This is a genomic window from Arthrobacter sp. BK1 (assembly GCF_056680055.1).
The window spans coordinates 3,424,813-3,439,435 of record NZ_CM155263.1; the positions used below are offsets into that span (position 1 = coordinate 3,424,813).

The 14,623-nt window shown below is 66.9% G+C and carries 12 protein-coding genes; 4 read left to right on the forward strand and 8 right to left on the reverse strand.

Going from position 1 to position 14,623, the window contains the following annotated elements; translation table 11 throughout:
- The first annotated feature begins 50 nt into the window (after positions 1–50).
- The gene (locus AC1MCA_RS15650; RefSeq protein ID WP_479798987.1) at positions 51–560 is read left to right on the forward strand and encodes a winged helix-turn-helix transcriptional regulator; all 510 of its coding nucleotides are present in this window, start codon (positions 51–53) and stop codon (positions 558–560) included.
- Positions 557–1,894 (forward strand): MFS transporter, encoded by a 1,338-nt coding sequence (locus tag AC1MCA_RS15655; protein ID WP_479798989.1) that lies wholly within the window; start codon positions 557–559, stop codon positions 1,892–1,894. The genes AC1MCA_RS15650 and AC1MCA_RS15655 overlap by 4 nt, the downstream gene beginning before the upstream one ends.
- Positions 1,895–1,979: 85 nt before the next feature.
- Here the strand turns inward: AC1MCA_RS15655 and AC1MCA_RS15660 are convergent, their stop codons facing one another.
- Genes AC1MCA_RS15660 through AC1MCA_RS15675 form a run of 4 tightly spaced genes read right to left on the reverse strand, consistent with a single transcriptional unit; the run spans position 1,980 to position 8,351 of the window.
- Complete coding sequence (locus AC1MCA_RS15660; protein WP_479798990.1) at positions 1,980–5,108, reverse strand: glycoside hydrolase family 2 TIM barrel-domain containing protein; 3,129 nt, start codon at positions 5,106–5,108, stop codon at positions 1,980–1,982.
- Positions 5,108–6,025 carry a carbohydrate ABC transporter permease gene (locus AC1MCA_RS15665; RefSeq protein WP_479798992.1) on the reverse strand — a complete coding sequence of 306 codons (918 nt, stop codon included), beginning with the start codon at positions 6,023–6,025 and terminating at the stop codon, positions 5,108–5,110. Before AC1MCA_RS15665 ends, AC1MCA_RS15660 begins: the two co-directional genes overlap by 1 nt.
- The gene (locus AC1MCA_RS15670; protein WP_479798994.1) at positions 6,022–7,017 is read right to left on the reverse strand and encodes a carbohydrate ABC transporter permease; all 996 of its coding nucleotides are present in this window, start codon (positions 7,015–7,017) and stop codon (positions 6,022–6,024) included. The genes AC1MCA_RS15665 and AC1MCA_RS15670 overlap by 4 nt, the downstream gene beginning before the upstream one ends.
- Entirely contained in the window at positions 7,014–8,351 is a 1,338-nt protein-coding gene (locus AC1MCA_RS15675) for an extracellular solute-binding protein (RefSeq protein ID WP_479798995.1), read from the reverse strand. The genes AC1MCA_RS15670 and AC1MCA_RS15675 overlap by 4 nt, the downstream gene beginning before the upstream one ends.
- Before the next feature lie 149 nt (positions 8,352–8,500).
- On the opposite strand from AC1MCA_RS15675, the gene AC1MCA_RS15680 reads away from it, so the two are divergent.
- Positions 8,501–9,112 (forward strand): TetR/AcrR family transcriptional regulator, encoded by a 612-nt coding sequence (locus tag AC1MCA_RS15680; RefSeq protein WP_479798996.1) that lies wholly within the window; start codon positions 8,501–8,503, stop codon positions 9,110–9,112.
- Between the two features lie 74 nt (positions 9,113–9,186).
- Positions 9,187–9,960, forward strand: coding sequence for an SDR family oxidoreductase (locus AC1MCA_RS15685; RefSeq protein WP_479798998.1), 774 nt, complete (start codon positions 9,187–9,189; stop codon positions 9,958–9,960).
- A 22-nt stretch (positions 9,961–9,982) separates the two neighbouring features.
- Here AC1MCA_RS15685 and AC1MCA_RS15690 read toward each other — a convergent pair whose 3' ends face one another.
- The 4 genes from AC1MCA_RS15690 to AC1MCA_RS15705 are packed head-to-tail and all read right to left on the reverse strand — an operon-like array spanning position 9,983 to position 14,501.
- Positions 9,983–11,182, reverse strand: coding sequence for an acyl-CoA dehydrogenase family protein (locus AC1MCA_RS15690; RefSeq protein ID WP_479799000.1), 1,200 nt, complete (start codon positions 11,180–11,182; stop codon positions 9,983–9,985).
- A gap of 9 nt (positions 11,183–11,191) precedes the next feature.
- A complete protein-coding gene (locus tag AC1MCA_RS15695; protein WP_479799002.1) occupies positions 11,192–12,706 on the reverse strand; it encodes an APC family permease in 1,515 nt (504 codons plus the stop codon).
- Positions 12,703–13,914, reverse strand: a complete 1,212-nt coding sequence (locus AC1MCA_RS15700) for a glutathionylspermidine synthase family protein (RefSeq protein ID WP_108600390.1) — start codon at positions 13,912–13,914, stop codon at positions 12,703–12,705. The genes AC1MCA_RS15695 and AC1MCA_RS15700 overlap by 4 nt, the downstream gene beginning before the upstream one ends.
- A gap of 2 nt (positions 13,915–13,916) precedes the next feature.
- Positions 13,917–14,501 (reverse strand): Tat pathway signal protein, encoded by a 585-nt coding sequence (locus tag AC1MCA_RS15705; RefSeq protein WP_479799004.1) that lies wholly within the window; start codon positions 14,499–14,501, stop codon positions 13,917–13,919.
- Positions 14,502–14,623: the final 122 nt, after the last annotated feature.

Consider the following 14,623-nt stretch of genomic DNA (forward strand, 5'->3'; position numbering starts at 1 on the left):
GACACCCGAAACCCTGGCTTTCTTCAAGAAAGTTAGCTAGGGTTTCCGGTATGCCTCTTCGTTCAGACTGGTCCCAGCGCGCCTGCAGCATGGCCCGCGGCCTCGACATCCTGGGCGACCCGTGGTCCGTCCTGGTGCTCCGCGAGGTCTTTTTCGGCAACGGCCGCTTCGACGCCATGAAGTCGCGGCTCGACGTCGCGGACTCCGTGCTCACCAAGCGCCTCGCCGGCCTGGTGGAGGCGGGGCTGCTCAGTAAAAGAGCGTACGACGACGGCGGCCGCACCCGCCACGAATACGTCCTCACCCCCAGCGGTGAAGACACCCTCCCGGTGCTGAACGCCGTCGCGATCTGGTCCGAGAAGCACCTCCCCGCGCCCTCGGACACCGCCCATATGTTCGTGATCCACTCCGGCTGCGGCCGACGCACCAGCTCGGCGGACACCTGCAGCAGCTGCGGCCAGAGCCTCACCGCGGCCAACACCAGTTGGCACAGCCTCACCCGGACGCCGGGTCCGGTTCCGGTGGCCACCGCAGCACCACAGAACGGATCCGCAGCATGAGCGCTCCCACCAAGCCGGCAGCCCCCAGGAAGAGGATCCACCCCGCGTGGATCGTTGCAGCAGTGGCCTTCCTGGCGCTCGTTGGAGCTGCCGGATTCCGGGCTGCCCCCGGTGTGCTGATGGTGCCCCTGCAGGAGGAATTCGGCTGGTCCACCACGGTGCTTTCCGCGGCCGTCAGCATCAACCTGGTCCTGTTCGGCCTCACAGCCCCGTTCGCCGCGGCCCTGATGGAACGCTTCGGTATCCGTGCCGTCACCGCCACCGCGCTGGTGCTGATCGGTGCGGGCAGCGCGCTCACCGTCCTGGTCAACCAGTCCTGGCAGATCCTGCTGACCTGGGGTCTGCTCATCGGACTGGGGACGGGATCCATGGCCCTTGTCTTTGCTGCCACGATCGCCAATACCTGGTTTTCCAGGAGCCGGGGACTGGTGATCGGCATCCTGACCGCCGGCAGTGCCGCCGGCCAGCTGGTGTTCCTGCCCTTCATCGCCATGCTTGCCCAGGACCCCGGCTGGCGGGAGGCCTCACTGCTGATCGCGGCCGGCGCCCTCGCCGTGGTCCCGCTGGTGCTGAAGTTCCTCAAGAACTCACCGGCCGACGTCGGCGCCTTGCCTTACGGCGAAACGGCACCTTTGGAGGCCTCACTGCCCGCGGACACGGCTCCGTCTGCGGGTCCTGTTCCCGAAACCGGCCGCAGCAGCAACGCTGCAGTGCGGGCCCTGCAGGTCCTCAAGCGTGCCAGCAAGGTGCGCACGTTCTGGGCGTTGGTGGCGGGTTTCGCAATCTGCGGAGCCACCACCAACGGGCTGATCGGCACCCACTTCATCCCCTCGGCCCATGACCACGGCATGCCCCAGACCACGGCAGCCGGGCTGCTCGCCGTCGTCGGGATCTTCGACATCGTGGGAACCATCGCCTCCGGCTGGCTGACCGACCGCTACAACCCGCGGGTCCTTCTTGCCGTGTACTACCAGTTCCGGGGGATCGGCCTCCTGGTCCTGCCGCTGCTGCTGAGCGCCACGGTGGAGCCCAGCATGATCGTCTTTGTGGTGATCTACGGCCTGGACTGGGTGGCCACCGTGCCGCCCACCGCGGCGATCTGCCGCGAGACGTTCGGCGCAGACGGCAGCGTGGTGTTCGGCTGGGTATTTGCCGCCCATCAGCTGGGTGCCGCCGCGGCTGCCCTGGGCGCGGGCGCCATCCGCGACGCCACCGGCCAGTACACCTACGCCTGGTTCGGTGCCGCCGCCATGTGCACCATCGCCGCCGTCATCAGCGCCACCATCCGCAAGGACAAGGCTGCCAAGGAGCCTGTGCCGGCCGGAGTCGCATAGCGCGCAGCCAGTCCTCAGGTCCGCGGGACGGCATGTCGCGGCAGTGCCGGCGTGCAAACACCGGCGCGACATGCCGTCCCGCGGGCTACGTGGCGGTCCCGATGCGCAGCGTCAGCGTGCGGGCCTCCGGGCGGAGCGCGAAGTCCGGCCAGACATCCGGGCCGCAGGCCCGCGAACCCAGGCCGTGCTGGGCCGCATCGAGGTAGAGGTAGCTGTGCCCGCTTCGCGGCAGCTCGTGGGGATGGGCCGCGGAGCTGACCTCCTGGGCCGTGTGACGGGCCAGCGTGAAGCCGGGCCGGCGTCCGCGGGCATCCGGTAAGGCGTCGATCCGCAGCCAGGGGGCGCCCGCATTGTTCAGTTCAAGTGAACGCAGGGCACTGCGGTGCCCGCTCTCCTGGGGCTTCGCGTACGGCACGGTGAGCTCGTCGATTGCCGCGGAGTACCGGCCAACCAGTGCAGCGTGCATGCTGTCCGGGTATGATTCCCGCGGCCCGGCACCGAACCAGGAGGCGCCGTCGACGGAGGTGGGCAAGTCGAACCGGACGCCGATGCGCGGGAACACCATGTCCCACCCTGCGCTGGGAATGATCTCCAGGCGCAGCCACAGCTCGCCGTCGGCTTGCTGCCACTGCTCCTCAACAGTCACCGAGTCCGCGGTGTCGGCTGCGGCATACCGCGTCCTGACCAGGACGCTCCCGGCCTCCGCTGAAACGGAATCCACGCGGGCGGTCAGGCGGTCCAGGCCCGCTTTCCGCCAGGCCGAGGCCGAGGCCGGTGCGGGCACGCCCTTTCCGTTGTTCAACCACGGATCGCCCAGATCGTAGCTGCCGAAGCCGGCCCCGGAGTCGTTGTCCGTGGGGGCGCGCCACAATTCAAGCCGTGGTCCGGCTGCAGGCAAACCGCCAAGCGAAACGAGGCGGCCCTCCTCGAAGGCGGCGGGTCCAAGAGCCGTTGTGCCTGCCGGCAGGGAAGTCCTGCCGGGCGTGGCCACCGGACGCGGCGCGTGTACGGGTGGCACGGGCACCGAAAGATCCAGCTGGGCGGCCGAAATCACGTGCCCGGCCGGTGCCCAGTCCGTGTCCTTGCGCAGCACGGCTTCGACGGTCAGCCAGTGTTCCCCTTGCCCGGCGGCGGCAAACCCCGGCAGCCCCACGCGAACGGATTCGCCGGCGGTAACTGCCCCGCCGGCGGCTCCCGCCACGCCCAGTTCGCCCGAATCGCTCCGGACGCCATCCACCTCGGTCCGCCACCGGATGACGACGTCGGACGCATCCGCCGAGTGCCGCAGGTTGGCGACCGTGATGAACCGGTGCGGGCCGGCGTCGTGCGGTGTTTCCGGGGCAGAATCCGTGCCGAAGCCCAAACGGATCGGAGCCACGATCTGCTTGTATTCAAACAGTCCCGGGCTCGGCGTGGAATCGGAGAGGACCATACCGTCCATGACGAAGTTGCCGTCGTGGACCACCTCGTTGAAGTCGCCGCCGTAGGCAAAGAACTCGGTTCCGTCGGCCGCGCGGGTACGGATGCCGTGGTCGCGCCATTCCCAGACGAATCCGCCGTGCAGCCGGGGGTAGCGGTCCACGAGGTCCTCGTACTGGTCGATCGCACCCGGGCCGTTGCCCATGGCATGCACGTACTCGCACAGGATGAAGGGCTTGGTCCGCTGGCGGGCCGATTCGGCTGCGGAACAACCGAGGAGCAGCGAGCCGGAGCCGTCCCGGCCGATCGCCTCGGTTTCGGGCACGGAGGAGTACATCCGCGAATAGACGTCGGTGTAGGCACCGGTGTAATCGCCTTCGTAGTGGACGGGGCGTCCGGCGTCGCGGGCATGGGCCCACGCCGCCATCGCCGCGAGGTTCGCGCCCGTGCCCGCCTCATTGCCGAGGGACCACATGATGATGGACGGGTGGTTCTTGTCGCGCTCGATGGTGCGTTCCATACGGTCCACGAAGGCCTCGCGCCACGCCGGATCGTCGCTGGGATTGCCGGCCCAGTCCTGGGCGTGGAAGCCATGCGTTTCCAGGTCGCACTCGAGCACCACCCAGAAGCCCATTTCGTCGGCGAGGTCCAGCAGGCGAGGGTGCGGCGGGTAGTGGCTGGTGCGGATCGCATTGACGTTGAACTGCTTCATGAGGGCCAGGTCGGCGCGGGCAAAATCCTCGTCGAAGACGCGGCCCCGGTCAGGGTGGGTCTCATGCCGGTTCATACCATGGAACACCACACGCCTGCCGTTCACCAGGAACCGGTCGCCGACGATCTTCACCGTCCGGAAGCCCAGGCGCAGCGAGATGGTCTCGCCGGCGCTGGCCACCGTGGCGTCATAGAGCCGCGGCAGTTCAGCGGACCACGGTTCCACCGCGTCGATCCCGATCGGGGCGACGTCCGCCGCTGAGTTCCATGTGATGTCCACACCCAGCTCCGGCACCGAAAGCGTCACCGGGAAGGCATCCCCGTGTGCTGTGATTTCAGCGTCGATCGTGCCGGCACCGGACTCACCGGAGCCGCTGAATGAGGTCCGCAGCCAGACGTCGTCGATGCCCCGGGCCGGCCGGGCCTGCAGCGTGACGTCGCGGAAGATGCCCGGCATCCACCACTGGTCCTGGTCTTCGACGTAGCTCGACGCCGACCACTGGTGCACGCGGACCGCCAGGACGTTCGCGCCGGGCCGCACTGCGCCGGTGACATCGAATTCCTGGGCCAGCCGGCTTCCGGTGCCCACGCCGATGGGCACACCGTTGACCCATACCTTGTAACGCGATTCGACGCCGTCGAACCGCAGCAGGATCCGCTCGGCTTCCGTCCATGACCCGGTCAGTTCGAAGGTGCGCCGGTAGTCGCCGGTGGGGTTCTCATCGGGGACGTGGGGGGCATCGGTGGGGAAGGGGAACTGGACGTTGGTGTAGATGGGCCGCCCGTAGCGACCTTCGCCTTCCAGGACCCAGTGGGCAGGGACCGCGATCTCGTCCCACGAGGAATCGTCCAGGGTCTCTTCGGCGATGCCCTCCACGGCCTCGCCGGCGGGCAGCTCACCGCGGCCGCCGGGGGTTCCGGGCGCGCCGGGCAGCAGCCGGAAACGCCAGTTGCCGTTCAGTGACTGCGTGGGAGCATCGGTATGCAGCCAGGACCGGGCGGCTGTCCGCCGTCCCGAACCGGGACCCGTGTTGGTGATGTAGGAAGCGTCGGCGGCGTGCCGGGATGCCGTGAACTCGGCCATTACTTTACTGCTCCTTCTGTCAGCCCGCCGCGCCAGAAGCGCTGCAGGACAACCATGGCAATGCTGAGGGGGATGATCGACAGCAGGACGCCGCCGGTGGTCAGTTCGTAGAAGTCGGGCAGGCGGTCAACCTGGCTCAGCCAGTTGTTCAGCCCGAGGGTGATCGGATACAGCTCCGCATCGGAGAGCATGACCAGGGGCAGGAAGTAGTTGTTCCAGATGCCTACCAGCTGGAACAGGAAAACGGTGACCAGGGCCGGGGTGAGGACGCGCAGCCCGATCGTGTGGAAGATCCGCAGTTCGCTGGCGCCGTCGAGCCGGGCGGCCTCGATCAGTGAGCTGTCCACGGTGGCCTGGGAGTAGATCCGGCACAGGAACAATCCGAACGGCGAGACCAGGGACGGCAGGAGGACACTCCAATATGTGTTGGCGAGGCCGAGTTGGCTGAACAACAGGAAGAGGGGCAGCGCCGTCGCGGTTCCTGGCACCAGCACCCCGCCCAGGATGGTCCCGAACACGAGGTTCCGGCCGCGGAACTCGTACTTGGCCAGGGCATAGCCGCCCGCGGCGGCGAAGTACGTGGCCAGCAGGGCGCCGACGCCGGCGTACAGCACCGAGTTCAGGAACCACTGGATGAAGATGCCGCCGTCGTAGCTGAGCACTTTCGCCAGGTTGTCCCACAGTGAGAAGGTGGGCGCGAACCAGAACCCGTGGGTGGAGAACAGGTCCTCGGTCGATTTCGTCGCAGCAACAACCACCCAATAGACGGGGATGAGGAAGTACAGGGCAACCACCACCAGCAGGGAGGTGACGATGATGACGGAAGGACGGCTGGTGGCGGTGGAACGCCCGGGCCTGCTGGAGGACTTGACGGGTTTGGTATCCGGGGCGGGCGCCGGGGCCACGGTTGCGGTCATGATGACTTCCTGTTCGTGAATTTGAGGAAGGCGAAGGACAGGGTGAACGCAGCCAGGGCTATCAGCACTGCCTGGGCGGCCGCGACGTTGTAGTCGTTGTAGGCGAATGCCGTGGTGTAGGCGCTGAGGTTGGGCGTGTACTGGCTGTCGATGGCCGGAGCGACAGTTTTCAGGACCTGGGCTTCGGAAAAAAGCTGCAGCGTGCCGATGATCGAGAAGACCGTCGTGAGGACCAGGGCAGGGCGGATCAGGGGCAGCTGGATGCTGCGGGCGACGCGCCAGGTGGAGGCGCCGTCGACCTTCGCGGCTTCATACAGTTCTCCGGGGATGGCCTTCAGCTGGGCAACGATGATGAGCATGTTGTAGCCCGTGTAACTCCAGGTGACGATGTTCGCGATGGACCACAACACGGTGTCTGCCCCGAGGAAATCGGGTTTCAGTCCCACCAGTCCGGCGACGTCGATCAGGGGGCTGAGCCCGGGAACGTAGAGGAACGACCACAGGATCGTGGCAATCACGCCCGGCACACCGTAGGGGAGGAAGTACGCGGCCCGGAAGAAGCCCGGCCACTTGGCCGACGCCGATTCCAGCATGAGGGCCAGCACTGTGCAGAGGGCGATCATCACAGGCACCTGCACCACGCCGAACAGGAGCATCCGCCCGATCGAGGCGACGAAGCTGCCGTCGGCCAGGGCCTGGGCATAGTTGCTGAAGCCCGCGAACTCACTTCTCACCCCGGCTTCACCAAAGAGTCCGCTCCGGGTGACCTTGGTGAAGCTTGAGAGGATCGCGACGAATATCGGCAGGATGAACGTCAGGATGAAAAGAATGAGGAACGGTGCGAGGAGCAACCAGGGTGCCCGCGCTGCGGCCCCACTGGCGCGCCCGTGCTTCGTGGTCCCGGCGGGACGCCGGCCGGTCTGGCGCTGCCGGGCGGGACGCTGCCCGGTGGGACGCTCCCCGCTGTGGGCGGGGCGTGACGTCGTGGTCATGCCGTTTCCTTTCGGATGCTGAGGCCTTTGTTCTTGAAGACCGTCATGATCTGCTGCTCTGCCGTGGCGATGGAGTCCACCAGGCTGGTTCCGGACGCCTTCTTCCGGAAGCCGTCGCTGAGGATGTTGAACGATTGCTGGGTGACGGGCCACCACGACCAGTCCTGGTTCTGCTGCCGGGCCGCCGGCACGAATATTTCCTCGTGGTAGCGCTGGCCGCCGAAGAACTCGGAGGGTGCCTGCCGTGGCGTGCCGATAAAGTCCGGTGTCGGCGACCACCCGATGCCGCTGTTGCTGATTTCGGCGTCGATCCCTTCCTTGGACGTGGTCATCCAGACGGCGAATTCGAGTGCTTCCCGGGGGTGCTTGCTGTTGGCCAGCACCGCCGCCGTGGACCCGCCCAGGTAGCTCGAGCCGAAGCCTGTATCCCCCCAGGTGGGCATGGGCGCGACCCGCCACTTTCCGCTGCCGCCGCTCACGCCTTCGATGAGGGCGTCGCCCCAGCTGCCGCTGACCACGGAGGCAACGGTTCCCCTGGCCGTGGCAGCGAACCAGCCGGGTGAGTAGGCGCCGAAGCCGGTCTGGACCAGGTCCTCGTCGATCGACTGATCGAAGAAGCGCGCCGCTTTCAGGGTGGCCTCGTCGGTCATGTTGATGACCCAGCCGTCTTCTTCGGCGCGGAACCAGCTGGCACCGGCCTGCGCCGCGAATGCGGTAAAAACGGAGGCGTCGCCGAGCGGGAAGCAGTCCAGGTAGATGTCCTTCCGGCGCAGTTCGCGGGCAAGGCCGGCCCATTCGTCCCAGGTTCCCGGGTTGGTGCCGCCCACCTGGTCAAGGACGGACGGCTGATAGAACATTGCCATCGGCCCGGAGTCCTGCGGGATTCCGTAGACGCCGTCCGTGAAGCTGACCTGGCCCCAGAGTGTCTTGTCGTACAGGTGGGCAAAGTCGTTGGCGCCATAGCGGGCGAGGTCAACCAGCCCATTCACCAGCATGAATTCGGGGATCGAGCGCAGCTCCACCTGGCCGAGGTCCGGTCCGCCGCCGGCGGCAAGGGCCGAGTAGAGCTTTTGGTAGCCGCCTGAGTTGCCGCCCGGAATCCACACCGTCTCGACCTGCACGTTCGGATGGGAGGCGTTCCAGATGTCCGCCACCTTCTGGACATCCTTGAGCCAGGACCAGTACGTCAGCGTGATCTTTTCGCCGCCGGCCGGTGGAATCACCGGGGCCGCGTTCACGGACCGTATGCCGGGGGTCGCGCAGCCGGCGAGTAGTCCCATCGCCGCCGTGCCCAGGCCGGCATGCAGAAGTTGTCTTCGCGTAAATCGGGCCATTCGCCTTCACCTCATCGTGTCGGGTCCGCGTGCCGAAATGTGACCTTCGGCACGCGGGAGGGATCGTCAGGAGAAACGCTAACACAAAATTCGAGTACTCACTCAAGTTTCAATTCCTGCGGCACGCCAGCGCCTGTACACTGCTTGCCATGACCACAAAAGCGGCGGGCCAGCCCAGCCGGCGGGGACCCTATTCGAAGTCGACCGAGCGCCGGCAGGCCATCCTGGCCGCGGCCCACGCCGTTTTCGCTGCCCACGGGTACCGCGGGGGTTCGCTGCAGGATGTCGCCGACCGCGTGGGCATGAGCCAGACCAGCCTCCTGCATTACTTCCCGTCCAAGAGCGACCTGCTGCTCGCCGTCCTCAACTGGCGGGACTCCATTACCGGAGACGGCACCACCCCGCCGGACCCGGAGGAGAAACTCGTGGACGCCGTGATCCGGCAGGCACGCTTCAACGAGGAAATTCCGGGCGTCATTGAGCTCTACACCGTGTTGTGCGCAGAGTCCGTCACCGACCGCCATCCGGGGCGGGAGTACTTCACCGAGCGTTTTGACCGGCTCCGGCGCAGCTACACGCGGCGGTTCAAGGAACTGGCCGACGAAGGGCGGCTGCGGCCCGGCGTGGAGCCCGAAGCGGCCGCGGCGACGCTGATCGCCCTCTGGGACGGAATCCAGACACAGTGGCTGCTCGCGCCCGAAAGTGTGGACATGGCCCGGTGCCTGCGCGGATACCTGGAACTGGTGCTGCTGCCCGAATGACGCCGGGGACCGCGCGCGGCGCCCGTGCAGAGCCCCCGCCGCGCCGCGCGGGCAGCCACCGCTAGGCTGATTCAATGGCATCCACTCCACCTGACAGTATGGCCCGGCCCACCGCACTCATCACCGGAGCAGGGAGGCTGGCCGGCATCGGGGCCGGAATTGCCCGTCAGCTGGCGGCGGAGGGCTGGGATCTGGTCCTCGCCTACTGGCCAGACTACGATGCCCGGATGCCGGCGGGAAGTGAACCGGCCGACGTCGTGCGCCTCACCGCCGAACTGGAAGCGATCGGCGCCCGGGTCCACGCCCTGTCCGCAGACCTCGAGGACCCGGAAGCGGCGGACCGGCTTGTAGCCGAGGCGACGGGCCTCGCCGGGCCGCTCCAGGGTCTGGTGCTCAGCCACGCTGAGTCCGTGGACTCCGGGATCATGGACACCACGCTGGAAGCCTTTGAGCGCCACTTCGCCGTGAACACGCGGGCCAGCTGGCAACTGATCGCCGCGTTCACACGGCAGGCACCGGCCGACGGCGGCGCGATCGTTGCGCTGACCAGTGACCATACGGCGTTCAACCTGCCGTACGGCGCGTCAAAGGGTGCCCTCGACCGGATTGTCATTGCCGCTGCGCGCGAGCTGGGGCCGCTGGGCATTTCGGCGAACGTGCTCAACCCGGGGCCCATCGACACCGGCTGGATGAGCCGCGAGGTCCGTGACGAGCTCACCGCCAGGCAGCCGGGTGGCCGGCTGGGAACTCCGGCGGACATCGGCGCCACCGTGGCGTTCCTGCTGTCACCGGCAGGCCGCTGGGTGTCCGGCCAGCTGGTCAAGGCCGACGGCGGCTTCTCGGCCTGAGACCTTACCTTCGGAGCCCGCGCTACCGGAACGCGTTGAGGCCGGTGATGTGCTGCCCGAGGATCAGGGTATGGACTTCGTCGGTGCCTTCATAGGTGCGGACCGATTCCAGGTTGGCCGCGTGCCGCAGCGGCGGGTAATCCAGGGTGATCCCGTTGCCGCCCAGGATCGAACGTGCTTCCCGGGCGATGGCGATGGCCTCACGCACGTTGTTCAGCTTCGCCAGCGAGATCTGCTCCGGCTTGAGCCTGCCCGCGTCCTTGAGCCTTCCCAGGTGGATGGCCAGCATGGTTCCTTTCTGGATTTCCACGAGCATGTTGACCAGCTTTTCCTGGGTCAGCTGGTACCCGGCCAGCGGCTTCCCGAACTGCAGCCGGTCCAGGGAGTACTTCAGGGCGGTTTCGTAGGAATCGCGCGCTGCGCCCATGGCTCCCCACGCGATCCCGTAGCGTGCCTCGTTCAGGCACGTGAAAGGGCCCCGCAAACCAAGGGCCGCAGGGAGCATAGCCTCCGGTCCCAGCCGGACGCCGTCGAACACCACATCGCATTGGATGGAGGCCCGCATCGAGAGCTTCTGCGGGATGGGCGTGGCCGTGACCCCGGGTGTTCCTGCCGGCACCAGGAAGCCGCGGACGCCGTCGTCGGTCCTGGCCCAGACCACCATCACCCCGGCCACGGACGCCAGCCCGATCCAGCGCTTGGCACCGTCCAGCACCCAGCCGGCGTCGTCCCCTGTACCGTCCCGGCGGGCAACGGTGGTCATGGAGGACGGATCCGAACCGGCCGTGGGTTCGGTCAGGGCGAAGCACCCGATCACCTCGCCGGCGGCCATCCGGGGGAGCCACTCCTGCTTCTGGTCCTCGGAACCCCACTTGTGGATGGCGGTCATGGCCAGCGAGCCCTGGACCGAGACGAAGGTCCGGATCCCGGAGTCGCCGGCCTCAAGTTCCATGGCGGCAAGACCGTATTCGACGGCGGTGCGGCCGGGACAGCCGTACCCCTCCAGGTGCATGCCCAGGACGCCGAGTTCGCCCAGTTCGGGCGCAAGCTCCAGGGGGAAGACGGCGTCGTCGTACCAGCGCGCAATGCCGGGTTTGATGCGCTGGTCGGTGAAGTCGCGGATCTTCTGACGGACTTCGAGCTCGTCCGGGCTCAGCAGGGAGTCGAGGGCGAGGATATCGGAAGGATCCATACCCAGGGGCGTGGCGGCGTCGTAGCTCATGGGAGCATCCTACGGGCCGGCCGTGACCCCGGGCTTTCCGGTGAAGTACTCCCGGGTTGAGGGCAGGAACCGGCAGACAACCGCCAGCACAACGCCCAGGGCCAGCAACACCACGCCGCTGACAAACGCGCCGCCGATGCCGAAGATCTGGGTATCGCCGTACGCCGGGTCCCACATTTCGACCGCCGAGATGAAGAATGCTGCCGTCAGGAGCAGGGCGCCGGCCAGCGGCAGGATGCCCCGGAACCAGAGGTTGCGGGCCGAGTCCCGGAGGGTGCCGCGGAAATACCAGGCGCACGAGAAGCCGGTGAGTGCGTAGTAGAAGGCGATGAACAGGCTGATGGCGCTGATGGAATCGGAGAGCAGGTTTTCGCTGAGGAAGCTCATGGCCACGTAGTAGGCCACGGCGGCAGCGCCCATCACCTGGGTGGAGAATCCCGGGGTCTGGTTGCGCGGGTGGACTTCACCAAACTTCGGCGGCAGCGCCCCGTACACACCCATGGACAGTGTGCCGCGCGCCGTGGGAAGGATAGTGGTCTGCGTGGAGGACAGCACGGACGCGAGGACGGCCACGATGATCAGCCAGCCCCACGGACCCAGGACCACGTCCTTCATGGCCAGGAAGACGTCATCCTGGTTCGCTTCGTTGCCCAGTCCGATTCCCTCCGTGCCCACGGTGGCGTACATCATGACCAGCAGGGCCACCGAAACGTAGATGGCCACCAGCACAAAAGCCGAAATGACCGCGCCGCGGCCGGGCGTTTTGGCCGGATTCTCGGTTTCCTCGTTCACCGCCAGGCAGGTGTCCCAGCCCCAGTAGATGAACAGGGCCAGCAGGACGCCGTGCACCACGGCACTGGGATCGGCGAACGCGCCGGCCGGGTTGAACCACTCGATATCGAAGGCCTGGCCCTCAGGGGCACCGCCCGCGATCCGGACAATCAGCGCAATGGCGAATATGCCCAGCGAGACATACTGCACGTACGTCAGGACCCGCTGGACATGCTCGCCGAGTCTGATGCCGCGGTAGTTCACCAGGGTCATGAAGACGATGAACAGCACGCCGGTGGCCGTGACCACCACTTTGTTGGCGGCCAGTGAACCGTCGCCGATCAGGAGCCACAGGTACTGCCCGGCCACCTGCGCCAGGTTGGCCAGCACCACGATGCCCGCCAGCGCGACGCCCCAGCCACCCAGCCACCCGGCCCACGGCCCGAACGCGCGGCGGGACCAGGTGAACGTGGTTCCGCAGTCCGGCATGGCGCTGTTCAGCTCACGGAAGGCGTAGGCGATGAACAGGACCGGGATGAAGCCCAGGATCAGGATAAGAGGGGTGTAGTTGCCGTTGACGGCAACAATCAGCCCCAGGGTGGCTGCCAGGGAGTACACGGGGGCGGTGGAGGCGAGCCCCAGCATGACCGAGTCGCCGAGGTCCAGGATTCCGGCGCGGAGGCCCTTGGCGGGAACGGCACCGCCGGAGGGACCCCCGGGGCCGCCGGCCGCCGTCGTCGTCTCTGTGCTCATAGTGCGATACCTGCTTTGCTGGAGTGGGCCTGCACCGAAAGCGGAGCGGGGGCGTCAATGGTGTTGGGCACAAAACGGCAGAAGTAATCGGTGATGGGGCCATCGGATTCCCGGATCCCGCAGCCCACGGACTCACCGTCCACCACCCACAGGCCGAGGACCGGATGGTTGCCGTCGAAGTCGGGGAGCGGATGGTACTGCTGGTAGCACCAGCCTTCGCGCCCGTATCCGCCCGGCTGTTCGAGGCTGATGCCGGGTGCGTGGATCCTGATGTTGTCGCCTTCGCGCCCGTGCAGGGGCTTGGCGACCCATTCCTTCAGGGGGCCGGGCTCGTTGAGGTAGGCGGGCAGGAGGTTGGGGTGGTCCGGGTACAGGTGCCACAGCGCGGCGAGCAACGCCTTGTTGGAGAGCAGCATCTTCCAGGCCGGCTCCACCCAGCGCGGATTGTGGGCCCGCTGCAGCAGCCGGTGCCCGAATGGCTCCTTCATCATCAGCTCCCACGGATAGAGCTTGAACATGGTGCTGATCATGAAGTTGTCCAGGTCCACGAACCGGTTGAGGTTGGGGTCCCAGCCGATGTCCGACATGTTAATACCGATGGTGGTCCAGCCCGCCTGGCTGGCGACATCGCGCATGTAGGCCGCGGTCATCCAGTCCTCGCCCGACTCCTCGGCCTCGGAATGGGCAATGTGGAGGGTGCTCATCCCGGTCCGGTACTGCATCTTCTTCCACTGCCGGATCAGCGCCTCGTGGATGCCGTTCCACTGGTCCTTTTCAGGAAAGACATCCTGCAGCCAGAACCACTGCGCCACGGCAGCCTCGATCAGGCCGGTGGGGGTGTCCGCGTTGTACTCGAGCATCTTGGCCGGGCCCCCCTGGCCGTCATAGATGAAGTCGAACCGACCGTACACGTCCATGTCACCTGCCTGCAGCGACTCGGCTGCCAGCTCCAGGGCCTGCGGGCCGATGCCGATGTTCCCCATGGCGCCGGTGGCCAGGAAGCGGGCCGCTTCCAGGCACATCTTGTGCATGTCCTCGGCAGTGACCTCGAGCGTTTCCACCTCGTCCATGGTGAATTCGTAGTACGCGGCCTCATTCCAGTACTCGATCTTCCGGCCGTCGGGCATGGTGGTGGTGGAGAAGACCAGGCCCTGCTCTTCGATCTTCTGCTTCCAGTCAGGCCTGGGCTCCGATAACAACCGCTTCACGCCTAGCCCCCCGTGCTTCCGCCCTTGGAGCTGCTGCCGAAGCCGCCCCGGCTGACCGTTCCGCCCTTGGTGCTGTAACCCGTGGACGCTTTGGCTCCGCTGGGAATGTTGTTGGTGTAGCTCGGGTACGAGGACCGGTTCTGGCCCACGGCCGGCACGCTGGCGCCGCGCGAATAGAAGTACCAGGCGTACAGTGCACCGCTGCGGCCGGCGGAGCTGTTGCACTGGGTGTCTTCGACGCGCTCGCCGGTCTCCTCGTTGAAACACACCTGGGCGTACTCGGGTTCGTCCTCATTGCTTGCCACGATGGCGGTGATGGTGCCGGCCAGGAGTGCCGTCACGCCCAGGCCCACCACGACAGTCCGCCGCTGCGAGCGCTTCTTCCGCGCGGCCGCATCGTGGAGCTCACGCTCGCGGTCCTTCGCGAAGGGGTCCACCGTTGGCGTGGGCTGATCCAGGAGTTCAGGGCGGAGTTCCGGCTTCGGCACCTGCCATGGCGGCGGTTTTGGCATGCTTTTTGTGCGGTCCGCATCAGGGCCACCTTGGTCCTTGTCCGGACCGTTGTCCTGGTCCTTGTCCGGGTCCATGACTTCCCCCTTGGTAGTCCATGCTCAAATGTGGGCGCAACCTTGCGCGAGGCAACTAAATCCTGAAATCAGCCTAACCGGTGCCCCGGCCCGCTGCGAGCAGAAACCGGGGGAGAAGTCCC